The following is a 23,631-nucleotide window of genomic DNA, read 5'->3' as shown; positions in this document are numbered from 1 at the left end:
AAAAAAATGGTCCAAAAACAAATTCCTGGACCATTCATATATTACAATATCAATAACTTTCCTTCTCATTCGGAAAATCATTGGATTTGACATCTTTAATATAGCCCTCAACAGCCTCAGTCATGATTCCTCGCAAATCGGCATACTGCCTAAGAAAACGCGGCTTAAACTCTTGGGTGATCCCCAACATATCATGCACGACCAATACCTGCCCATCCACATGTGGACCAGCTCCTATACCGATCACAGGAATGGAAACGGTCTCCGCTACTCGCTTGGCCAAAGCCGCAGGAATTTTCTCCAATACTATGGCAAAGCAACCGCATTCCTCTAAAACCTTGGCATCAGAAATCAGCTTTTCGGCTTCCTCCTCCTCTTTAGCACGCACCGTATAAGTCCCAAATTTATAAATAGACTGTGGGGTAAGTCCCAGATGCCCCATCACAGGTACTCCAGCACTTAAAATCCTCACCACCGACTCTTTTATTTCAGCCCCTCCCTCTACCTTTATAGCATGGGCTCCAGACTCCTTCATGATGCGAATGGTCGACCTAAGGGCCTCAGAAGAATTGCCCTGGTAGGAGCCAAAAGGAATGTCCACCACCACAAATGAGCGCTTAACAGCCCTTACCACCGAAGAAGCATGGTAAATCATCTGATCAAGTGTGATCGGAAGGGTAGTTTCATGCCCCGCCATTACATTGGAGGCGGAATCGCCCACTAAAATAATATCTATTCCCGCAGCATCTAAAATTCCTGCCATGGAAAAATCATATGCTGTCAACATGGAAATTTTCTCTCCACGATTTTTCATTTCCTGCAGCACATGAGTAGTTATTCTCTTAATATTCGAAGATTGATGGACAGACATAGCAGTGGGTTATTGTAAATAAACAGTCGAGCCTTCCTCGGAAAGGTTCACAACAATATTTTCGCTAAGCGTGGTAGCTAACTCATAACCAGTATAATCAGCAGCAATAGGAAAAAGCTTGTGACTTCTATTCACCAAAACCGCCACTTCTATTTTCTTGACCTCATATTTCAAAAACGGATCAATGGCATAGGTCAAAGTTCTCGCTGAATTAAGCACATCATCTACTACAATCAGGCACTTGTTTTTAAAATCAAGTTCTTCTGACAGCTGCACTGGAGGCTGCACTTTGGTAAATTTATCAATGGTAATCATCATCTTCTTCACCTCAATAGAAGAAATCTCTTTCACCTTATCAGCTAATACCCCTGCAAATACATAGCCCATTCCGGATATACCTGCAAAAATAATCTCTTCTTCCCCTACATTTCTCTCATATATCTCAAAAGCAATCCTGGTGATTTTCTGCTGGATCTGCTTGTGGTTCAATACCAATGTCTTGATTTCGCTCATGTTTGTTCCTTCAAACTGTTTGAAAGCTGAAAATTAGCTCAAATGCCAATGGATTCAAAGATTTGAATATGATAAAATCTCTGCCGATCACATCAATCCAAATTAAACGTATTTTACCACTGAACTAAATTTTATATTTATCAGCGATGAGAATCTTCCTCATGCATGATTTTCACGTAACTATCATAACGGTATGGATGGATATACCCTTCTTCCAATACTTCCAACACCTTACAGCCTGGTTCAGTAAGGTGCTTGCAGTTGTTATACTTGCATTGTCCAAGGTATTTTCTCATTTCCACAAAATAATGGGAGAGCTCCACTTCATCTATGTCCAATATCCCAAATTCCTTGATACCCGGAGTATCAATGAGATACCCGCCCCCTTTTACCGGAAACATTTCAGCAAAGGTGGTGGTATGAACACCTTTTGAGGTAAAATTAGAAATTTCCTTTGTAGACTGCTGTGCATCCGGAATCAATCTGTTCAATAAGGTGGATTTACCTACCCCGGAGTGACCGGAAAGCAAGGTGGTTTTCCCCTGAAGTTTGTCAAAAAAATCCCTTTGCAGTTCCTCATCTTTTAAAGCGGAAATCTCCAACACAGGGTATCCTAATGGCTCATATATTTCATGGATATCTTGTAAAAAAGCTTGATCCTTTGACTTAGAAACCAAATCCATTTTATTGACCACAATGGTCGTAGGAATCCTGAAACTTTCTGTACTGACAATAAACCGGTCAATAAACCCCAAAGAAGTCCGGGGCTGCCTCAATGTTACCACTAAAAACGCTTGATCGATATTGGAAGCCAGAATATGGGAGAAATTGGTCTTTCTGGTAGATTTCCTGATGATATAATTTTCACGCGGCAGTATTTCAGAAATTATTGCCGTTTCCTGATTTTCTTCCCTAGTCAAAGAAACATAATCCCCCACAGCTATTGGATTGGTCAACTTCAAATCATTTTGTTTGAATTTCCCCCTTAACCTGGCCTGAATATATTCACCATCCAGCGCCACGGTATACCAACTTCCCGTAGACCGAATTACCCTTCCTTTATTGTTCATTGTATGATTCTTTTCACACCATCGATGATTTTCTGGGCACTTCCCAGATTTTTCCTCACCAAAATATCTGCTGACTCTGCAGTTTTCTTATACACATTAGGCACTTCCAAAGCTACTATTATTTTCTCAAAAGCAGCCGCATCCTCCACTTCAAAACCACAGCCTGCTCCCTGACTGATTACTGCTTCAGGAAACTTGCTAACCCTTTTCAACTTCCCAAAAAGTACTGGAACCCTGAAAGCCAAAGGTTCCAAAATATTGTGCAAGCCCCTACCAAAAGCACCTCCCACATAAGCAATATGTGCAAATTGATACAGAGAAGACAGCATCCCCACATTGTCTATAAACAATACTTCTTGTTTATCATGGCGAACAGCTTCTTTAAGCGCTGAATACTTAATGCTTGATTTATTTATCGCCTTAGACCATGCTTGAATCATCGATTCATCTATATCATGTGGGGCAATGATATATTTATACTGATCATGCTTATTGATAAATGGGATAATCAAATCCATATCTTCTTGCCAAGCACTTCCCACTACAATAACCGGTGCTCCATCAACAAAACTTTCCACTTCCGGAAAAACTTTTGGATGTTCACAGATCGCCTGAACATTATCATAGCGTGTATCCCCGGCAATGGAAACCTGCTCTACACCAAACTTTCTCAGCAAATCTACAGTTTGCTGATTTTGGGTAAAAATATGGTCAAAAGACTTTAAAACCTTCCTAAAAAAACCACCATAAGATTGAAAATAAATTTGCTCCTTCCTCATGGAAGCCGAAAATAAAATCAGTGGAATCCCGCGCTTTTTAGCCGCTAAAATATAATTCGCCCATAAATCGTATTTCACAAAGAAAATCAACTCAGGTGCTACAATGTCCAAAAACTGTTGGACATTGGAATGAGTATCAAAGGGTAAATAGGTAATCAAATCTACATTGGGCTGAACTTTTTTTATCACATTATCATAGCCACTTGGACTAAAAAAAGTCACCAAGATGGCCTTATCCGCACATGCCTCTTTGAAAGCGGCTATGACAGGCTTAGCTTGCTCATACTCACCCAAAGATGCTACATGAAACCATACTAACTTACCTGAAAACCCAGCCCTAAAAGATTTGAGTTGATTGAAAACGCCTTCCCTTCCTTTTACTAATCTGGCCAACTTGGAATCTCCACTTTTAGTCAGTTGTAACATTCCCGACATCGCCCAAACAGAAAAATCATATAACACCTTCATGCCCAAAATTAACAAGATCAGAACAAACCACCTCTATTTTTCACCAAGAAAAAAGCCTCACAGTATTCCTGTAAGGCCCCATCATTATAATTATTGCTAATTCCTAATTCAATCCATCCATTCGATAATTTCCAGATTGAAACCAAAAAAACAATCATCGACACAGTTATCAGGCACATACCCACAGCTCTGCACAAGTCCATTGTCAAAGGCCGTAAAATAGATGGTATTTGTTTTAGGATCAACGGACAAATATTCTTCCTTACAAATATCATAAAGTTTATCCAAGGTAAGAGGGGCAGTTCCTTCCTCATTTACCCCTATTTCTTCTCCCTCCTCCACATAAAAGTCCACCAGTTCCTTTCCTCCTTCATTATCCACATTATAACTTTCAAACTCTCTTTTGGTGACGAAACCATCTTGGACAGTAATGGTGGTCAGTGAACTATAGCCTGTCCACGAGGAAGTACTTACCGTATAGCGGTATGACTCATTATTCTCGGACTTAAGGAGTCCCCATTTTTTCTCACTTCTCTCTAATTGGTTTTGGGTATCTTTTTGATCATCATTACAAGAAGAAAAGAATAGAGTAAGCAAGATTACGGCAGTATATTTAAAAGCATTCATATTGAAATAGTTTAGTTAAAAATAATATTCTCTGCCAAGACGGGACAAACTCAAAAATTGCGACAAAAAAAGCCCCGGAAATCTTACCGGGGCTTTCAATATTTCATTGAAGCTTCAATGATTAGTTTTTAGAAAGGTATTCAGATACACCTTCTTTAGTCGCTTTCATTGCTTCTTTTCCTTCTTCCCAGTTAGCAGGACAAACTTCTCCATACTTTTCTACGTGCTGAAGCGCATCCACCAATCTGATCATCTCATCGATGTTTCTTCCCAGAGGAAGATCGTTGATAGTTTCGTGTCTTACTACGCCTTCTTTGTCGATCAAGAAAGAACCTCTGAATGCTACTGGAGCACCTTCATAAGTAAGTTCACCTTCTTCGTTGTAATTCCACTCACCGGCCAAAACACCAAAGTTATGGGCAATGGTTTTAGCTGGATCAGCAACCAATGGATAAGTCACACCTTCAATACCACCGTTAGCTTTAGGAGTAGCTAACCATGCAAGGTGAGTTTCTTCTGTGTCGCAAGAAGCTCCTACAACCGCTACACCTCTTTTCTCGAACTCGGCCAATTTCTCTTGGAAAGCCAAGATCTCAGTAGGGCAAACAAAAGTGAAATCTTTTGGGTAAAAATAGAAGATAACTTCCTGCTTACCGATAAACTGCTCCAAAGAGAAGTTTTCAACGATTTCCTCTCCGTTAATCACTGCTGGTGCGCTAAATAAAGGGGCTTTTTTTCCTACTAATGACATACTTTTTAATTTTAATTGATTAGTTATGTTTAATTTATTTTCTATTTGTTGTGGCCTTTTAGAACCACTTCTATGTCTTCTACCTCAAAATCCTTGATTTTATTTTTCTCAAGAAACGCTTTAATCATCGCTTCTAATTCATGATTATAATAATCCCTGATTTCATTCGTCTCCTTATCATATAAATGACTATGTGCTTCCAATACTGCATCAAATCGCATGACACCATTGGTATCCATAAACTTCTGAATGATATTAGCATTGACAAAAGTCTCCAAAGTCTTATAGACCGTACCAAGCGAAATACTAGGATTATTTTCCTTGACCTGCTCATAAACCCATTCGGCAGTAGGATGATTATGTGCTTGCGAAACAGCTTCATATATCACCATGCGCTGATGGGTAAACTTCAGTCCACCACTTGAGATCTTATTTTTTACCGTTTCAATATTCATTCGGTATTAAGAATGATTCTTATCTAGTAATAGTTCCGCAAAACTATAAAAGATCTTTAATTTTTCAAAAATTATTTTTTTCAGGTACTTTTTACCCTAAAAGATTACTCTAAATTTCCTTACCTTTATCTTTTAAAACCACCATTATCAATGAAGAAAACATTACATTTTTGTTTAGTAGGCCTCATATTAGTGAGTTCCAAAGCTTTTGGACAGGGTGATGTAGATGTTGAGCAAATTCTCCGTGCAGGGGCGAAAGATCTGAATACCTATATGGGCTATTATGTAGAACCTGCCGCAAAAGGTTTTATATACAGCATGGGAAGTGGCTGGGCTCAAACTGCCAAACCTCATAGTACATTAGGCTTTGACATTAAATTTGGAGCAGGAGTAGCAGCCGTACCCAGCAAACACGAATCTTTCACCTTCGACCCCAACGAATACGATAAGCTTAGGATAGTCGGAGCCAGCGGCCCAGAAGAACTTCCAACCCTCTTTGGAGAAACCGAAACGGATGCCACTTTGGGAATCTATGAGGAAGGTGAATTAATTGCAGAAGTAGAAGTTCCTCCTGGATTAGATATCCCAGTAAAGTACGTACCTGCACCAACCATTCAGGCAGCATTGGGGCTTCCTGCAGGCTTTGAAATAATAGGAAGATTTATTCCTGAAATAAAAATAGATGATGCCAAAGTTTCACAATGGGGACTGGGCGTAAAACACGACATCAAACAACACATCCCTGGCTTCAACCTATTGCCTTTTGACCTATCCGGCTTGGTTGCCTACAATAATCTAAAAGCAAGCTATATCATTGATGAGACAGAAAATCAACATGGCAAAATGGATGTCGAATCTTGGACCTTCCAAGGCATCATCAGTAAAAAGCTATCCATTATTACCTTCTATGGCGCTTTTGGCTATAACACTGGCAAGTCTGCTTACAGCGTACTGGGAGACTATTATGTCGAAGGTGTATCTGAACCATTGACTGACCCTGTGGACCTGAAATATGAAGTAGCGGGAGCAATGGGCACCTTGGGAGCAAGATTTAAGTTTGGCCCAATATTCCTCAGTGGGGACTATACCTTCCAGGAATACAACACTATTAATGTAGGATTAGGAGTATCAATCAGATAATAATGATCAAAGTTTTATTCGTTTGCTTAGGAAATATTTGTAGGTCTCCTCTAGCGGAAGCCATCTTTAATCATCAAATCCAAAAATTGAATTTGCCACACAAATTCAAAAGTGACAGCTGCGGTACTTCTGATTACCATATTGGCGAGCTCCCTGATGAGCGAAGCCTTAAATGCGCCAACGATCATGGTATAAAAATTTCCCACAGAGGAAGGCAACTTTCCCATGTAGATATCCGTGATTTTGATTATATCATAGCCATGGACAAATCCAATAGGTCCAATATTTATAAATTAATGGACACTTACAGCCAAACTCACGACCAAATTCATCTCATGCGGGATTTCCAGCCCAATGCTGAATCCGACGAGGTTCCCGATCCTTACTATGGTGGTGAAGATGGATTTGAAAAAGTCTACCAAATCTTGGACGAATCCATCAAAGAATTAATTTCCCAACTACAAAAAGAACATCAAGTATATGCTTAGTAGGCAAAATTCTTTTTACAAAGAAGTCTTATATAATGCTATACATGAATCTACAAAAATAAACTCTGTCAGACTCATATCTGCAGGAACAATGAATCAAAGCGTACTTTTGGATACTGACAAGGGTGCGCTTTTTTTGAAATCAAACTATTTTGAATCTGCAAACATTTTTCACCAAGAACTGAAAGGACTTACCTTATTACACAAACACACTCCACTCCAAATCCCAAAGACTATAGGAGCAGGAAGAATAGACAACCAAAACTACCTGCTCATAGAATGGATCCCAGGAGGCTACCCTAATCCTCAATATTGGGAAACTTTGGGCCATGGACTAGCAGAACTGCACATGGCTACCTTCCCAAAATTTGGGTTTGATGAGGACAACTATATCGCCATACTCCCCCAAAACAATAAATACAGCAATAACTGGGCTCAGTTCTACGCCGAACAAAGACTGGAACCTATGCTGGGCAAAGCCTTCTATGACGGTTTGATCACTAAAGACTTTTACAAAAAGTCCCAAAAACTCTACCCAAAACTACCAGATCTGATCCCCAACGAAAAACCAGCATTACTTCATGGTGACTTATGGTCTGGGAACATCATTGTCAACCAACAAGGAGCCCCCTGCTTGATAGATCCTGCCGTTTATTATGGACACAGGGAAATCGACCTGGCTTTTTCAAAACTTTTCGGTGGATTCCAAAGCCGCTTTTATGAAGCCTACAATGACATCTTCCCCTTAGAACCCGACTTTGAAACCAGGGCCGACATCCATAATCTATATCCACTTTTAGTCCACCTCAACCTATTTGGTCAAAGCTACCTGCCTGGCATTAAAAAGGTACTCAAAAAATTCCTTTAACCCGGATTATGCATTAGCAATCGTAGTGAGGGCTGAAAATGCAAGAAAATCAGGCTGTTTGGAGACTGAGGCATAGCACCGCTATGGTGACGTCGAAAACAGCAGCAAAGCGACTGATTTTAAAGCATTTTCAGTCCGTAATAGATAAGCTAATGCATATTTCGGGTTTAAACATCGGGCTTGCACACCAGCTGTATAGTACTTCGTGTGGTCTGCTCTACCAATATCCCCTCTCGACCCAAAAACTGTTCTTTAGAAGCTTCATCGTAATTTTTAACCGTCAGCAATTGCAACCCCTCATTATACCTAATCTTAAAAGAATCTCCCATTTCCTCTAAAAGCTGTTCTACCTTAAATAACTCTTCATTGACACAAATAGAAATAGATATAGCAGAGGTCTGCAGCATATTTACCCCCAAACGTAACCTTTCCAGCTCCGCATAAACATGATGAATATGGGATTCATTAATAAAGGTATAATCAGTCACCTCAAAGGTCACTAACACCTGCCTGTCTTTCACCACAATAGTAGGAATAGTATGCCTTTCTTCAGGAAAATCCCCAATGATTGTCCCATTCCCTTCTGGATCAAGAAATGAGCGGACATTTAAAGGAATTTTTAAATTGGCCAATGGTTTAATGGTCTTTGGATGGATCACTGATGCCCCATAATAAGTCATTTCAGCAGCTTCCTTATAATCTATTCGGTCAAACTTGACCGTATCTGCGAAGCGCTTGGGATCCGCATTTAGAACCCCGGGGACATCCTTCCAAATAGTGACTGATTTGGCCTGTATACTATGAGCAATAATAGCAGCGGAAAAATCCGATCCTTCCCTACCCAATGTGGTCCACTTACCCGCAGGACTTGCTCCCAAGAACCCTTGAGTAATCACAGGAAATTTTTTCAACTTTTCCCCTAATTGCTTTGCACATTGCTTCGCCGTGAGTGACCAATCTATTTTGGCAGATCGAAAACTTTCATCTGTCGCGATTATTTCTTTGGCATCCTGCCAAACACAATACAAACCCATTGTACAGAGATATGCATGAATAATCTTACTGGACAAGATTTCTCCGTAACTCACTATACGATCATAATATTGGTCATAATTCTCCCTATTCAGTGGATGTTCCAAATCCCGCTCCAATTGCAAAAAAAGATTTTCCACAATAGAAAACACAGGGTTTTGTTCTTCAAAAAGCGCTGAGCATACTGCTAAATGGTTTTTTCTTAAAATTGCACAATTCGAATAATAATCATTTCCAGAAAATTTACACTTCAAAATCTCTTCCAAAGAATTTGTAGTCTTGCCCATCGCTGAAACAACTATCACCATTTTATTCTGCAATCGATTTAACAAAACAGTATGAAGGTTTTTAATCGCAGAAGCATCTTTAACAGAGGCTCCACCAAATTTATATACAATTGCTTTTGTCATAAAAATTTAAGTTGTATTTTTCAGTGGGTTATTCAATAAATTGTACTTTTCCAATAAACATGAAGACAAAACCATATCAACCAGACCACTCAGCATTGGGTTATTCAGTAGGGGTAACATTGGACCGTTTTATCAAAATCAAACAAGACGACTTCCCTTTTGCTTCAGGTGAACTATCTCAAATCCTCAGGGATATCGCCTTGGCTTCAAAGATAGTAAATCGTGAGATTAACAGGGCTGGACTCTCCAAAATAGGCGGAGCCTTTGGCAGCACCAATGTACAAGGCGAGGAACAGCAGAAACTAGATGTAATTGCCAATATCCGATTCACTAGGGCATTGACCAAAGGAGGTGAAGTATGTGCCATAGTTTCAGAAGAAGATGATGAGGTCATTGACCTACAAAACAGCCGAGGAAAATATGTGGTAGCCATGGATCCATTGGATGGCAGCTCGAATATAGACGTCAATATATCCATCGGAACCATCTTCTCTATTTACAGACGTGTCACGCCCATTGGCAGTCCGATTCAACCTGAGGACATCATGCAGCCCGGAAACAAACAAGTAGCAGCAGGCTATGTCCTTTACGGATCCTCCACCATGCTCGTCTACACCACTGGTAAGGGCGTAAATGGCTTCACTTACGAACAATCCTTGGGAGAATTTTTCTTGTCTCACCCCAATATGAAGGCTCCGGAAGACGGGAAAATTTACAGTATCAATGAAGGCCTTACCTCACAAATAAGCGAAGGTGACAAAAACTATATTGAATCGTGTAAAGTGAGAAATTTCAGTGCAAGGTATATAGGCAGTTTAGTCGCTGATTTTCACAGAAATCTACTGAAAGGAGGCATCTATATCTACCCTAAAACCAATAAAGCGCCTAAAGGCAAGCTAAGATTGCTGTATGAGGCCAATTCCCTGGCTTATATTGCCGAACAAGCTGGAGCTGCTGCCAGCAACGGCGAAAAAAGGATCTTGGATATATTGCCAACTGCCCTCCACGAAAGAACCCCTCTTTATATAGGCTCCAAAGCCATGGTAGAGGAAGCGCAGTTTTACCTCAATGAAAAACAACCTTCTCCTGTTCACAAATATTAAAACATTAAAAAACAATAGGTTTATTGATATCTCTTTCTGATTTCGATCTTCTGAATTTGGCGATTGACCAAAGCTTCACTCAGCTCTCTGCTCATTTGCTCTGGATTGGATTCATGGAGAATTTGTTTTAGACGTACTTCTCCCAAATCCACCCTGTAACAAATCTGAAGCAGTCGCTCAAAATCCCGATCCAATAACTGACGGACAACTGGCTCTAGCAACGCTATAAGCTCTTCTCTACTGATGGATTCATGAGGACTTGGTAGATCAAAATCCTTTTGCAGCAACTGAACACTTTCTAAGATATATTGATACTCCATAATAAAAAAGCTACCTAACGAGATAAGCAATCAACTCATTAGGTAGCTACATTTTTTCAATAAATTTTCTTATTAAGCTTCTTTTTTAGCTTCTTCACTTTCAGAGGCTTTTTCTTCTAATACCTCTGGAGCATGCTCACGAATAATCTTATACCAAGAAATCAATTTCTTGATATCAGAAGGGTAAACTCTTTCTTCATCAAATTCAGGAAGAATATGCTTCATAAAAGCCATGTACTCATCATTATCAGCTCCCTTGGCCAAGCCTGTGTCTCCAGCAAACTCCTTCTCAATAATCATCATTACATCTTGCAAAGGCTCAGATCCCTCCTCTGTCAGTGTGTAAATGGATATTTCACTAAGGATGGACACTCTATGGTTTGCTCCAACCACTAATTTAGATTTCTTGGCATCCATAGATTCCAAAATCACTCCACTTCTGCTCGGTTTAAGTACTTTATATAAGCCTGGTTTTCCGGCTACGGTAGCTATTTCATTAAATTCCATATCTCTTCTTTTTAATCAAGTTGCAAATATAGGATTTCACCTCAAAAGCTCAAGATGAATCATTGTTGTGCGTAAAATTCTTCACTTAACTCATCCATAAAATCGGAGAGTTCTTCCCTACCCACAGCTGTAGAAGAAGAAGTCACGAAATACAGAGGAGCCTCTTCAAATATAGCACTGGATGCTTTTAGGAATTTATTCACATTGCCTTTCACTTTGCTGACAGACAGTTTATCCGCTTTGGTGAATACCAAGACGATAGGCACATTATTCTGGGCACACCAAAGAATAAAGTCAAGATCTTTCTTCTGTGGATCAAGACGACTATCAATCAAAACAAAAGTGGCTTCCAGGTTTTCCCTGTTTGTAAGATAGCCTTTGATCATTTTTTCCCAGTCAGACTTAAGCGTTTTACTCACCTGGGCAAATCCATATCCTGGCAAATCCACTATATACCATTTATCATTGATCTCAAAATGATTGATCAGCTGGGTTTTACCAGGCTTTCCTGAAATCTTGGCCAGTCCCTTATTATTGGTCAACATATTAATTAAGGAGCTTTTGCCCACATTGGACCTCCCAATAAAAGCAAATTCAGGTTTATGATTAGATGGACACTTCCTATAGTCCGAATTACTGGTCAAAAATGTAGCCTTTTTAATCATTTTTCTTTCATTTTTTACAAAGGTAAGCCTTTCCTCTCAAAACCCTTGCACCAATTAATCTTTAACATTTTTCCATTGCTCATGTTTCCTTAGTAATATTGCGCATCTAAACAGTGAAACTCCATGTCAGTAGTACCCTACAAAAATCAAAATGATGGTAAAAAGGCTCAAGTAGCTAATATGTTCAATAATATCAGTAAGCGATATGATCTACTAAACCACGTTCTAAGCTTAGGAATTGATATTATTTGGCGAAAAACAGCCATTAAAATGCTCCAAAAAGACCAGCCTAAAATGATTTTGGACATTGCCACAGGTACTGGAGATTTTGCCATTGAGGCTTTGGCATTGAATCCTGACAAAGTCATCGGTGTAGATATTTCTGAAGGAATGCTTGCTGAGGGCAAGAAGAAAATCAAGAACAAGAAGCTGGACCACCTTATCGAATTACAAATGGGCGACTCTGAAAAGTTGCTTTTTGAAGATAATAAATTCGATGCTGTCATCGTTTCATTTGGCGTAAGGAACTTTGAAAACCTGGAAAAAGGTCTTGCTGATATGTACCGGGTGCTAAAACCTGGAGGAAAAACCGTCATTGTAGAATTTTCCAAACCAAAAAAGTTTCCTTTTAAACAAGCATATAATTTTTATTTCAAGTATATTCTACCGCAGATCGGCAAAGTGATTTCCAAAGACCAATCGGCTTATACCTATCTCCCTGAATCCGTTCAGGCTTTCCCAGATGGTGAAGACTTTCTGGCTGTATTAAAAAAAGTAGGCTTTACCCAGACAAAATGCAAACCGCTTACATTCGGCATCAGCTCAATTTACATTGGAGAAAAATAGGGTTTTCCCTATTTTTCATCATATTTTTGGCAGTTCAGGTTTTTGGACAACGTGCCACATATAGGCCTTTAAACAAATCTGGACAGGATGACCAATTTATGACCTACGGTTTTTTTCTAGCAGGTCACACTACTTCTCTTCGTCTTAAATACAGCGATGCCTATATGGATCCTAACCAAGGTCAATTTGGGCAAATCCAAAGTATAATGCCGGTTTTCTCTCCAGGGTTTTCTCTGGGCTTTTTATTGAAACTGAGACTTCATGATCAATTAAATTTCTTGGCCACTCCCAAAGTAGGTTTTTACGAATACCGCACAGATATCAACTACCTTGAAGATGATGAATTTGAGGAAACTGGTTTGGGGGTCAGAACAGAATCCTTGGTCACTGAAGCCACCATGATTGAGCTTCCACTTTTATTGAAATACAAATCCCAAAGGTTCAATAATACCAGAATGTTCTTTACAGGAGGTATCAACCCTATGTTCAGGACAAAATCACAAGATGAGGCCAACGCCGATCCACTGGTCATCAGCGGCAAGGATGTTGCCTTGGAAATGGGTATGGGCTTTGATTTTTATTTCAAATTTTTCAAATTTTCTCCTGAAATCAGGTTCTCTCATGGCTTGACAAATATTTATGAAGAAGCTGAAACCAATCCCGAGTTTGCAGGAGCCATCAAGGAGCTAAAGAGAAAATCCATCACCGTCTACCTTAACTTCCAATAGACCAACTCACTAGATCAAAATAAACTTGATTTCTTATCAGAAATTCAGGCTTGCTTTGTATATTGATAAAGTTCACTATTTCATTTAAACCTACTTTATCATGGCTACGAAAGAAAAATCCTCCTTTGAGGAAGTCGAAAATCTATTACAGGAAATTGGTCTCAAAATCGAGGAACTCATCAGCAAAGGCGCTGAAGTGAGCGGAGAAGCAAAGGTAGAAGTAGAAAAGAAAGTAAAAGAACTCAAAGAAGACAAAGCTTCCTTGGAAAAGGAATTCAATAAACGAAGACAGGAATTTGAAGAAAAATACGCTTCCCAGAAAAAGACCATTCAGCCAATGTTGGAAAAATCAAAAGAACATTTCAAAGCAGGCCTGAAGGAACTTTCCGCAGCCATTAAAACCCTATTCGATTGATAAGCGGCATCAAAATTGCCATAAGACAAGCTATCTTATTAGTAGCAATTTATTGTACAGGTGGAAATACCATTAGTGGCTATTTTTTATTTAATTTTGGACATGAATTACTTGTCAGTAGAAAATCTCTCCAAGGCTTATGGTGATAAGCCCCTTTTCAATAATATCTCATTCGGAATAGATCAAGGTCAAAAAGTCGCGCTTGTTGGGATCAATGGTGCCGGAAAATCCACCTTGATGAAAATAATCATGGGCCTTGAAGTAGCAGACGCGGGTGATATAGCTATCAATCAACAGGTCAAGCTAGCCTATGTTCATCAAAACCCCGTATTTGACGCAAACCTCAGTATTTACCAAACTGTTTTTTCTGATTCTTCCAACGAAACACTTCAGGTAATGGAAGCTTATCAAAAAGCCATGGTCAATGCCCAAGCCGGTAAAGACAATGTTGATGAACTCAACAATTTGATGGAAAAAATGGACGCTTTGCAGGCATGGGATTACGAATACCAAGTCAAAGAAGTACTGGGAAAATTAGGCCTTAATGACACCGACCTACCAGTAGGCAACCTTTCAGGTGGTCAAAGAAAAAGAGTAGCCCTGGCCAAAGCAATTTTGGAGAAGCCAGATTTACTCCTTTTGGATGAACCTACCAACCACTTGGATTTGGCCACCATAGAATGGTTGGAAGATTATCTTGCCAAAGCCAACCTTTCCATTTTCATGGTGACCCACGACAGGTATTTTCTGGAAAAAGTCACCAATGAAATCCTTGAATTGGACGCTGGTAAAATATTTCGCTACACAGGAAACTACAGCTATTTCCTGAACAAAAAGGCAGAAAGGAGGGAAATAGAAGCCACAGAACAAGAAAAAGCCAAAAGCCTCTATAAAAAGGAACTTGACTGGATCCGCAGGCAACCCAAAGCCAGGGGCACCAAAGCCAAATACCGTATCGATGCTTTTGAAGAAACCAAAGAAAAGGCCTTCCAGAAAAAAGAAGAACGGGAAATCGACCTACAGGTATCTTCCCAAAGACTAGGAAGCAAAATCATAGAAATCGAAAAACTTTCTAAAAGTTACGATGGACAAAAATTCATTGACAACTTCTCTTATACCTTCAAAAAAGGCGATAAAATAGGCATTGTCGGACCAAATGGTGCCGGAAAAACCACTTTCCTAAACTTGATTACGGGAATGCTTCAGCCGGACTCAGGGGAAATTGAAATTGGACAAACCACTGCTTTTGGCTATTATAGACAGGAGGAAGGTGCTTTTGACGAAGAAAAAAGACTTTTGGACATCGTCAAGGAGGTGGCTGAAGTAGTTACATTGGCAGGAGGCAGCACTATCACTGCTTCTCAATTTTTAAACAAATTCGGCTTTCCGCCAAAACAGCAACACACACCAATCGCTAAACTCAGTGGTGGGGAAAGACGTCGCCTGCAATTGCTGATGGTACTGATCAAAAACCCTAACTTCCTGATTCTCGATGAACCTACCAATGACCTGGATATCATGACATTGAATACTTTGGAAGAATTTTTAGATGGTTTTCCTGGCTGCCTGATCATTGTCTCCCATGATAGGTATTTTATGGACAGATTGGTAGACCATTTATTTGTATTCCAAGGAAAGGGACAGATCAAAGATTTCCCTGGTAATTACACTGATCTTAGAGAATGGGAAAAAGAACAAGAAGCCCTCGCTACTAGCCAAAAACAGCAAGAGAAAGAAAAGGCCATTCAAAAGCCAAAAGAGAGCAATAGTTCCAACCAAAAGGCTTCTTATAAACAAAAACAGGAATTCAAGCAGGTGCAAAAACAAATCGCAGAACTTGAAACACAAAAGTCTACCTTGGTGGAGAAGATCAACCAAGGCACTGAGGACCATGCAGCACTTTTGGAATGGTCCAATTCCATTCAGAACATCACCGAGGAATTGGAAGAATTGGAATTTAGATGGCTGGAATTGAGTGAACTTGATGACATTATGGACTAATATGAAAGAAACTGATTTTCTAATCATTGGGGCTGGGCAAAGTGGACTATCTGCTGCCCGCCACTTACAAAAAGCTGGCAAAGATTTCATTATCCTGGAAAAAGAGCAGGAAGTTGGAGATAACTGGAGAAATAGCTTCGAAACCATGAAGCTATTTACCCCAGCGGTTTTCTGTAGTCTCCCAGAACTACCTATGGCCTTATCGCCGACCAGTTTGCCCAATAAAAATCAGATTGCAGATTATTTTTCCAGATACGCTGCACACTTTGATTTCCCTTTGCATCCCAAAAATGAAGTTACTGAAATCACACAGGAGGGCAAGCGATTCCTCGTAGAATCTACCTTTGAGAAAATTACCACCAAAAATATCATCATTAGTCATGGATGTCTGCAAACCAAGTCCGTACCACAATGGGCAAAGAGCTTAAGCATTCCCTATATTCACAGTAATCAATATAGAAGTCCTGTATCTATAAAAGGCAAAAAAGTACTGGTAATTGGCTCGGGCAATACAGCTGCTCAGATTATAGCTGAACTAACCGCCTATTTTGAAGTCCATTGGTCCACTAATGAAAAACCTAAATTCAAGTCCTTGGACTCATTTGGTAAAAACAAATTCTTCTGGGACAAAAAATTCAATCGCTTAGAAAAACCACTCAGCGAGAAAAAAAGAAACAAAACAGCTCCAATTTATAATTTCAACGGTATTAAGAAAAAAGCTAAAAAAGCAATACTTCATCCAGAAATAATCGCAGCAGATGGGAACATAGTAACTTTTAAAAACCAACATAGCCAGGAGATTGACTTTGTGTTATTTGCAACGGGCAATGAAATCAATTTTGACTTCATCAATATTGATGGTTTCGAATATGACCTTGAAAAGCTAAAGGAAAACCAAGGGCTATCTATCATTGAAGGCATTTATTTCCTAGGCCTACCACATCAAAGATCAAGAAGCTCACACTTAATTTATGGATCGGCCAAAGATGCCGCTTTCATCATCTCCAGAGCAATTACCAAACAAAAAAATTAAAATTCCCCATCTTCATCTCCGCCTCCACTTTGACGGTCTCTTTCATTTCTTCTTTCCTTAAATCCACCAAACTTATAATTCAGAGAGAGCGTAACTATCCTAGTTTCTCTATTATAAACCCGGTCCTGAGAAAATCCTGGACCTTTGGTTTCAATTTTAAAGATCCTAGTATTAAAAACATCACTAAAGTTTAAACTTATAGTACCTTTCTTTTTCAACACGTCTCGACGAAAGCCAATGTTCATCCCCCAATAAGGTAGCAATTTACCTTGCAGCAAAACAATTGGACCTCGGTAATTACCTTGAACTTGCACATTGGCAACCTTGGGAATGATAATATTTGACAACAAACTGACGGTCCAGCTAAAATTGGAATTATTTGCTCCATCTTCCAAGTTATCTCCATTGATCTTGCTATGGAATAGATTACCTGTAAGGGTGGCATCTACCCAGTTCCCAAACTGAAACTGGTTGATCAACTCTAGCCCTGTACTACTTCGGTCATTTATATTTTCCCGGGTCTGGACAGTAACATTATTATCGTTTATTCGTGTGATCCTACTAATAATATCCGTCGAATAACGGTGATAAATGGTCGCATTCAGCAACCACCTTTCCCAAGCTTTCATATAGCCAAATTCATAGCTATTGGTATACTCTGGTTTCAGATAGGGATTCCCAGTTCGCACATTTAAAGGATCAGACACATAATATAAAGGCGCCAAATCCCAAATCCCTGGCCGAGATATCCTACGACTAAAGTTAATGGTCAATTCCTCCTCTTCCTGTAAAGAATAACTCAGGTAAACACTGGGAAAAAGATTGAAATAATCATTTACCACCTCTAAATCTTCTCTCTCCTGTACACCAAGGGTTCTGGTTGCCTCCCCTCTTAAACCAAGCTGATAACCAAAGTCCCCCATTTTATTTCTATAAATAAAATAAGCCGCATAGACATCCTCATTAAAAGTAAATTCATCACTTACGGTATCGTTCCTTACCAATTCAAATTCAGTATTTATATCACCCTGAAAAAATTCCTGTCCTCTATCCCAAGAGCCAAAAGTTCCTTTCAATCCCCCTTCAATTTTTGAAGTTTTACCTAGGGGCTTTTCATAGTCCATTTGGACAATATAGAGTTCGCTGGCCCTAGTCCTACCATTCAGTTGCTTTATCCATTTATGGGGCACCTCTTGCACTGCCTCATCATAAAATGTCTGTTCATAAGTATCCGTTTGATCCCTACTATCCTGTGCATAAGAGAAGCTCCCATAAAGCTTTTGGCCCAGTGTATCTATTTGCCAATTATAAGTGAATCCTGTTTCAAAATTATCTCCTTCTTCATCCTCAATGGCATCTCTAACCGACAAACTATCCAAGTCCCCCGCAGAATTGATACTCCTTTGGTTAAGGGTTTCTTCCTCCACTTCTTCATTGACATTAAACTGTGCATAAAAGCCCAGTACCTGTGTAGGGACAAGGTTCCAATCAAAGCCTCCCCTCATCAAATGGGATTTCTCCACCTCTTCATTATAGGAATCCTGGTCCAGTAAAGGGGAAGCATTGGACAGCTCATTATACCTTTTTTCATCACTTTTTCGGAATCTCCTCCTGTTTTGATAATTATAGGATGTAAAGAAGTTGATCTTTTCGGCACCATAATTTAATGTTAAGCCACCGGCATATTTATCCCTGGTTCCTACTGAGGTATTAACCTGCCCGTTTAATCCCTGAAAACTGTTTTTCTTCAAGACAATATTGATTATTCCTCCCACTCCTGCGGCATCATATCTAGAGGAGGGATTGGTGATCAATTCAACTTCTTTGATGCTATTGGCGGGAAATTGCGACAGGATGGCTTCTGTATTTTCCCCAGACAGGTTGGAGGGCCTGCCATTGATATAAATCAATACATTTCCACTGCCACGCATGCTTATACTTCCTTCTTCATCCACTTGAATAGAAGGCAAAGTTTCCAATAGCTCTGAGGCAGTGGCTCCCTCAGCTACAATGCTGTTTTCAACATTATATCTCCGCTTATCAATATCAGATTCAAACATGGATGTCACTCCCTCCACCAAAACCTCATCCAAATCGGATGTCTCAGACGCCAGTTTGATCAAGCCAAAATTCAGGTTTTTCTTATCACCAACACTAATGTTTTCATGATAACTTTTATAACCTATAAACCCCACACGAAAAATATAATCCCCTGAGGAAGCCTCAAATTCGAAATGCCCAGTCAAATCCGTCATTCCTCCGGTAACTACAGCGGAATCTACAGGATGAAGCAATGCGATATTCGCAAATTCCAATGCTTTTCCACTTTGTTCATCTTGCACCTTTCCCCTGAGTAGGCTGGACTGACCTAATGAAGGAAAGCCAATAAATAAAAATGCACAAATGAATAAAAAGAAATAAAGGCCTTTCATGAGACGAATATGCTGATTGTTAAAAACAAGCTTGTGCTATTCATTCTTCGGGTTAAAGCAAAGTTCCCGAGATGCTCCTAAAACAACTCCTATTTTACTTTAACTCAATAACTTAAACACTTGTTTCACCACTCATCAAAAAGGCTATGTATGATGGGATAATTCAGTAAACTCAATTATACATTTTCCAAGGTATGCAAAATCAGCTTTTCCATCACTTTGTCTGCATCTTCTACAAATTCCCGAGTGATCCTATTGGCAACAATGGCATTCAGGCTAAGTACTTCATGGCCCAGCATTTTCCCCATGGCATAATAACCAGCAGTTTCCATTTCAAAATTGGTCAATTGGACGCCTCCAGCAACTACTTTTGAGAGCCTCTCAATGATATCTGGAATAGCTGGCTTCAACCGAACTTCCCGCCCTTGAGGCCCAAAGAAACCTGGACAGGTTACTGTATTGCCCTCTATTACCTCTCCTTTGCACAATTTCCCCATCAAGGCACCTGAGCCTTTGAAACAGTATGGCCTAAATTGAAGACCAAGGGCCTTTTGAACTGCTTCAGCTATGGCCAACTCTTTGGAACTATAGGCGGCATTGTAATACTGCATCAAGGTATCCAGGCCTATCCCATAATCAGTAGCCAAAAGTGCCCCCGCAGGAATATCCTTTCTCATGCTTCCCGATGTACCTACCCTGATAATTTCCAAAGAACTGTGCTTGGGTTTTAATTTTCGAGTTTGCAGATCAATATTGACCAGAGCATCCAACTCTGTCATAAAGATTTCAATATTGTCCGTCCCCATGCCAGTGCTCATCACTGTCAGCCTCTTCCCTTTATAAGTACCTGTATGAGTGACAAATTCTCTTTTGGAAACTTTCAGCTCTACTTCATCAAAGTATTGGGTGATTTTAGACACACGCTCTGGATCTCCTACTGTAATAACAGTTGAAGCCAGAAATTCTGGCTTCAAGTTGAGATGGTAGATGCTACCATCTGGATTAATGATAAGTTCTGATGAAGGGATAACCTTAGTCATGGAGAATAGATTTTATTTTATCCTTATTCGGCTTTCTTTGCAATCCTTTATAAGGGTTATAGCCATTGGTATTTTTCTGGTAATATCCCGTCCCATTATATTCTCTCTTTTCGGGATGTGCTTTACACTCATCGGAGCAAGCCCCTTCATACTTCCACCCACATTCCTCACAGATCGGCACATGGATATTACATTCAGGATTGGCACAATTGACCATTCTGTCAGAAGGTGTTCCACAACAATGGCATTTTGAGATCACCGTTGGATTCACCTTGTTGACATCTACTGCTAGTCGGTTATCGAACACATAACATTTCCCTTCAAAATCCTCTCCGCCAGCTTCCATACCATATTTGATAATTCCACCGTGTAACTGGTAAACATCCTCAAAACCTTGATCCAACAAATAAGCGCTGGCTTTTTCACATTTGATGCCGCCAGTACAATAGGTCAATACTTTTTTGCCTTTTAAATGCTCAAGCTCCTTCACCTTTTCTGGAAAATCCCTGAAATTATCAATATCAAGGGTCAATGCATTCTTGAAGTGCCCTAATTCATGTTCATAGTTGGAACGCACATCCAAGATCACTACATCTTCCTGATCTTTTAATTTCTTAAACTCTTCCGGCTCCAGGTGCTTACCTGTTTTCTCCAGTGGATTAATATGCCTTAGGCTAGAGTGAACAATTTCAGGTTTCACACGGACATGGATCTTTGCGAAGGCATGACGGTCAAAATCATCAACTTTAAAGTCTGTCTTAGCAAACCTAGGATCAGACTTTACATAGGCCATGTATTTCTCACAGTCCTCCTTAAGGCCAGAAACCGTTCCATTCAGACCTTCTGACGAAATAATGATTCTCCCCCTGATATTGTTTTCAATACAGAATAGGTGATGCTCTTCCCTGTATGCCTCAGCATCTTTGATCTCTGCATAGCAATAATACAGAAGTACACTGTAATTTGAATTTTCCATAACTTTTGCCCTGATTCCAGCAGGGTGTTCTGGTTTTTTTATGATAATTAAATATAATAATCTAAGCCTTAATAGGAGCTGCAGGATTCCCAAAAACTGTACTTTCTTCTTCTACATCTGCCACCACAACCGATCCAGCGCCAATTCTGGCATTTCCACCAATTTTCACCCCAGATACTACAGTTACTCCAGAACCAATAAAAGCACCTTTTCCAATACTCACACCTGAATTAATTACTGCACCAGCGCCTATTTGGACAAAGTCTTCTGCTGTCACCTTATGATCTATAATAGCCCCAGAATGAATGATACAGTGGCTACCGAGTTTAGCCCCTGCTCCGATATTTACCTTTGCATTGATGAAATTCCCGTGGCCAATGCTAGCATCAGTAGAAATATAGGATGTTTTATGGATCGCATTGATAGGCTGAACCTTTCTGCGCTCATTCAATAACTTCACCAAAAACTGACGGTATTTATTATCATCCACAGCCACAAAAGCCTCACATTTCTTACCTACCAACTTTAAGTAACCATCGTCCTCAGGATCTCCCAATACCGGCACTACATTTATTTCTGTGCCATGCATTTCTTTATCCTCATCTAGGAAGCCATACACAACCACCTCATTGCTATTAAAGATTTCCAATGCGGGATGTGCGATTCCCTTTGCACCTAAAATGATTACCGGTTTTTCCATATCTATTTTTGGTTTAGTGCGCAAAATTACGCCAAAATCCCAAGCTAACCAAAATTCATTAATCACTTGCACTGAGCAAGTTTTGCCCCACCTTACAATTCAGGCACTTCTTTTGACTACAGTAAGCATGATGCAAACCTATCATGCCCTGGCTATCAAATGCATTCAAAGGCCTCCATCCCTCTACTATAAAGTCGGAAATAATATGGTTTTCTTCTGGCGGGATCTCTTGTAAAAGATCGAAACAACGCGCCCTCCACCTTTCATCATCCAAATATTTACCATAAGAAAACCAAAGTGGTACCAGATAGTTAATCGCCAATAAATGAATTGTCCTTTTGCTCAAAACCCTATTTTGGTGTTTTTTGCATTCCTTTCCAGGGAAATAGTGATATTCCCAATACGTAGAGGTGCCTCCAGAGAAGATTCCCTGCAAGGCCGAAACGCTATCAACTTCCTGAGTAATCAGGGAAAATAAATTCGGGCTTTGGGATAAAACGGTGGCCAACTGAGCTATTCTAACTGGAGGGTAGTTACTGGGACGAACCCGCATGAATTTCCATTCAGTAGGATAAACTGGTTCGGGCAATGAATATTTTCTATGATAAAAACCATGTTCTTTTTGGGCAAAGGCCGAATACTCATCCAGCTGATCTCCCGTTAGAAACCCTGCCTGTCCCATCAAAACAGCTTCTAAAACACCTCTTTTTCCTGAATGCTTTTTCAATACTTTATAAGGTACTGAATGGGCCAGTTTAAGCATTGGGACATTGTTCACCTTGAAGCCAAAACAATAAAACAGCCAGCGATAGGCCACTTCCTCCCAATCTCCCGCTGTGGAAATTATTTCTTGGTCCACCAACTTGCTTTTTTCTTCCAGTCTTTCCACCAAGGCTTTTTCTAAAGCGGAAAACTTGATAATCTCATTAATGCCTGGTAAAAATTCATGACACAGAATAGGATTCCTTGCTGACACCAGTCGCTCATAATTCCTTAAAACACTTAAAAACACCTTACCCTTTAGTTCCAAAGTAGGAATCAGTGTTCCGTCTGCTCTTTTTACCTCTGTATCATGTTCCCATACTACATGCAATATCACGGAATCGTAATGATGATCCCTGTCATGTGCATGCTGGTACCAATCTGAAGATTTTAAATGAACCTCCACATTGCCATGATGCTCCAACTGACCAATGCTCAAATGTGATTCCCTGAAATCAGGCCCCTCATGAAAATTATAATAGCCAATTTTCTTGACCTCCAAGCTCACGCCATGGCAGGTCCTCAAATCACGTTTATCAAAATACTGGTACTTCCATATTGCATGGATAAAATTCTCTTTAAAATTCATCTGCATAAAAAATTAAAGCCAAAAAAAACACAACCAACTGTA

The 23,631-nt window shown here is 39.8% G+C and carries 25 protein-coding genes; 9 read left to right on the top strand and 16 right to left on the bottom strand.

The genetic code is table 11. From position 1 onward, the window contains the following. Window positions 1-49: 49 nt before the first annotated feature. The 7 genes from panB to KZP23_RS09300 all read right to left on the bottom strand — a co-directional run bounded on the left by panB (window position 50) and on the right by KZP23_RS09300 (window position 5,534). On the bottom strand, window positions 50-871 hold the full coding sequence (gene panB, locus KZP23_RS09330; RefSeq protein ID WP_226335977.1) for a 3-methyl-2-oxobutanoate hydroxymethyltransferase: 822 nt from the start codon (window positions 869-871) through the stop codon (window positions 50-52). Window positions 872-880: 9 nt separating this feature from the next. Next, window positions 881-1,384 carry a phosphoribosyltransferase family protein gene (locus KZP23_RS09325; RefSeq protein ID WP_226335976.1) on the bottom strand — a complete coding sequence of 168 codons (504 nt, stop codon included), beginning with the start codon at window positions 1,382-1,384 and terminating at the stop codon, window positions 881-883. A gap of 140 nt (window positions 1,385-1,524) precedes the next feature. Further along, a complete protein-coding gene (gene rsgA / locus KZP23_RS09320; protein ID WP_226335975.1) occupies window positions 1,525-2,454 on the bottom strand; it encodes a ribosome small subunit-dependent GTPase A in 930 nt (309 codons plus the stop codon). Beyond that, window positions 2,451-3,701 carry a 3-deoxy-D-manno-octulosonic acid transferase gene (locus KZP23_RS09315; protein WP_226335974.1) on the bottom strand — a complete coding sequence of 417 codons (1,251 nt, stop codon included), beginning with the start codon at window positions 3,699-3,701 and terminating at the stop codon, window positions 2,451-2,453. The genes rsgA and KZP23_RS09315 overlap by 4 nt, the downstream gene beginning before the upstream one ends. 108 nt (window positions 3,702-3,809) lie before the next feature. Continuing rightward, window positions 3,810-4,328, bottom strand: coding sequence for a hypothetical protein (locus KZP23_RS09310; protein WP_226335973.1), 519 nt, complete (start codon window positions 4,326-4,328; stop codon window positions 3,810-3,812). Between the two features lie 121 nt (window positions 4,329-4,449). Next, window positions 4,450-5,079, bottom strand: a complete 630-nt coding sequence (locus KZP23_RS09305; RefSeq protein WP_226335972.1) for a peroxiredoxin — start codon at window positions 5,077-5,079, stop codon at window positions 4,450-4,452. 41 nt (window positions 5,080-5,120) lie between these two features. Further along, window positions 5,121-5,534: a Fur family transcriptional regulator gene (locus KZP23_RS09300; RefSeq protein ID WP_226335971.1), complete on the bottom strand. Its 414-nt coding sequence runs from the start codon at window positions 5,532-5,534 to the stop codon at window positions 5,121-5,123. Between the two features lie 150 nt (window positions 5,535-5,684). On the opposite strand from KZP23_RS09300, the gene KZP23_RS09295 reads away from it, so the two are divergent. From KZP23_RS09295 to KZP23_RS09285, 3 genes are read left to right on the top strand one after another with little or no spacing between them, the layout of a single operon-like run. Next, a complete protein-coding gene (locus KZP23_RS09295) occupies window positions 5,685-6,674 on the top strand; it encodes a DUF6588 family protein (RefSeq protein ID WP_226335970.1) in 990 nt (329 codons plus the stop codon). 2 nt (window positions 6,675-6,676) lie between these two features. Beyond that, on the top strand, window positions 6,677-7,162 hold the full coding sequence (locus tag KZP23_RS09290) for a low molecular weight protein-tyrosine-phosphatase (RefSeq protein WP_226335969.1): 486 nt from the start codon (window positions 6,677-6,679) through the stop codon (window positions 7,160-7,162). Beyond that, entirely contained in the window at window positions 7,155-8,030 is an 876-nt protein-coding gene (locus tag KZP23_RS09285) for a fructosamine kinase family protein (RefSeq protein WP_226335968.1), read from the top strand. Before KZP23_RS09290 ends, KZP23_RS09285 begins: the two co-directional genes overlap by 8 nt. Window positions 8,031-8,197: 167 nt before the next feature. Here the strand turns inward: KZP23_RS09285 and KZP23_RS09280 are convergent, their stop codons facing one another. Further along, window positions 8,198-9,472, bottom strand: a complete 1,275-nt coding sequence (locus KZP23_RS09280; RefSeq protein ID WP_226335967.1) for an aspartate kinase — start codon at window positions 9,470-9,472, stop codon at window positions 8,198-8,200. 59 nt (window positions 9,473-9,531) lie between these two features. Between KZP23_RS09280 and fbp the strand changes: the two genes are divergently transcribed. Then, entirely contained in the window at window positions 9,532-10,575 is a 1,044-nt protein-coding gene (gene fbp / locus KZP23_RS09275) for a class 1 fructose-bisphosphatase (RefSeq protein WP_226335966.1), read from the top strand. Window positions 10,576-10,595: 20 nt separating this feature from the next. On the opposite strand, the gene KZP23_RS09270 is transcribed toward fbp, so the two are convergent. From KZP23_RS09270 to yihA, 3 genes are all read right to left on the bottom strand, one after another. Then, window positions 10,596-10,895 carry a hypothetical protein gene (locus tag KZP23_RS09270; protein ID WP_226335965.1) on the bottom strand — a complete coding sequence of 100 codons (300 nt, stop codon included), beginning with the start codon at window positions 10,893-10,895 and terminating at the stop codon, window positions 10,596-10,598. A 72-nt stretch (window positions 10,896-10,967) separates the two neighbouring features. Next, window positions 10,968-11,402, bottom strand: a complete 435-nt coding sequence (locus KZP23_RS09265; protein WP_226335964.1) for a DUF5606 family protein — start codon at window positions 11,400-11,402, stop codon at window positions 10,968-10,970. A gap of 59 nt (window positions 11,403-11,461) precedes the next feature. Then, window positions 11,462-12,067: a ribosome biogenesis GTP-binding protein YihA/YsxC gene (gene yihA, locus KZP23_RS09260; RefSeq protein WP_226335963.1), complete on the bottom strand. Its 606-nt coding sequence runs from the start codon at window positions 12,065-12,067 to the stop codon at window positions 11,462-11,464. 123 nt (window positions 12,068-12,190) lie between these two features. On the opposite strand from yihA, the gene ubiE reads away from it, so the two are divergent. The 5 genes from ubiE to KZP23_RS09235 all read left to right on the top strand — a co-directional run bounded on the left by ubiE (window position 12,191) and on the right by KZP23_RS09235 (window position 17,090). After that, entirely contained in the window at window positions 12,191-12,913 is a 723-nt protein-coding gene (gene ubiE, locus KZP23_RS09255; protein ID WP_226335962.1) for a bifunctional demethylmenaquinone methyltransferase/2-methoxy-6-polyprenyl-1,4-benzoquinol methylase UbiE, read from the top strand. Beyond that, complete coding sequence (gene porT, locus KZP23_RS09250; protein ID WP_226335961.1) at window positions 12,862-13,641, top strand: type IX secretion/gliding motility protein PorT/SprT; 780 nt, start codon at window positions 12,862-12,864, stop codon at window positions 13,639-13,641. Before ubiE ends, porT begins: the two co-directional genes overlap by 52 nt. A 100-nt stretch (window positions 13,642-13,741) precedes the next feature. After that, the gene (locus KZP23_RS09245) at window positions 13,742-14,056 is read left to right on the top strand and encodes a hypothetical protein (protein WP_226335960.1); all 315 of its coding nucleotides are present in this window, start codon (window positions 13,742-13,744) and stop codon (window positions 14,054-14,056) included. A gap of 102 nt (window positions 14,057-14,158) precedes the next feature. Next, window positions 14,159-16,057 (top strand): ABC-F family ATP-binding cassette domain-containing protein, encoded by a 1,899-nt coding sequence (locus KZP23_RS09240; protein ID WP_226335959.1) that lies wholly within the window; start codon window positions 14,159-14,161, stop codon window positions 16,055-16,057. 1 nt (window position 16,058) lies between these two features. After that, the gene (locus tag KZP23_RS09235) at window positions 16,059-17,090 is read left to right on the top strand and encodes a flavin-containing monooxygenase (protein WP_226335958.1); all 1,032 of its coding nucleotides are present in this window, start codon (window positions 16,059-16,061) and stop codon (window positions 17,088-17,090) included. On the opposite strand, the gene KZP23_RS09230 is transcribed toward KZP23_RS09235, so the two are convergent. The 5 genes from KZP23_RS09230 to KZP23_RS09210 all read right to left on the bottom strand — a co-directional run bounded on the left by KZP23_RS09230 (window position 17,087) and on the right by KZP23_RS09210 (window position 23,589). Next, window positions 17,087-19,522: a TonB-dependent receptor domain-containing protein gene (locus KZP23_RS09230; protein WP_226335957.1), complete on the bottom strand. Its 2,436-nt coding sequence runs from the start codon at window positions 19,520-19,522 to the stop codon at window positions 17,087-17,089. The two genes, KZP23_RS09235 and KZP23_RS09230, sit on opposite strands and share 4 nt — an antisense overlap. Window positions 19,523-19,698: 176 nt before the next feature. Beyond that, window positions 19,699-20,562 (bottom strand): nucleoside phosphorylase, encoded by an 864-nt coding sequence (locus tag KZP23_RS09225; RefSeq protein WP_226335956.1) that lies wholly within the window; start codon window positions 20,560-20,562, stop codon window positions 19,699-19,701. Beyond that, window positions 20,555-21,538: an oxygen-dependent tRNA uridine(34) hydroxylase TrhO gene (gene trhO / locus KZP23_RS09220; RefSeq protein WP_226335955.1), complete on the bottom strand. Its 984-nt coding sequence runs from the start codon at window positions 21,536-21,538 to the stop codon at window positions 20,555-20,557. Before trhO ends, KZP23_RS09225 begins: the two co-directional genes overlap by 8 nt. Before the next feature lie 61 nt (window positions 21,539-21,599). After that, entirely contained in the window at window positions 21,600-22,238 is a 639-nt protein-coding gene (locus KZP23_RS09215) for an acetyltransferase (protein WP_226335954.1), read from the bottom strand. Between the two features lie 58 nt (window positions 22,239-22,296). Further along, complete coding sequence (locus KZP23_RS09210; RefSeq protein WP_226335953.1) at window positions 22,297-23,589, bottom strand: DUF2851 family protein; 1,293 nt, start codon at window positions 23,587-23,589, stop codon at window positions 22,297-22,299. Window positions 23,590-23,631 lie beyond the last annotated feature (42 nt).

The sequence above is a fragment of the Echinicola marina genome (genome assembly GCF_020463795.1).
In the GTDB taxonomy this organism is placed as follows: domain Bacteria; phylum Bacteroidota; class Bacteroidia; order Cytophagales; family Cyclobacteriaceae; genus Echinicola; species Echinicola marina.
This window is presented reverse-complemented; position numbering and strand designations above follow the sequence as displayed.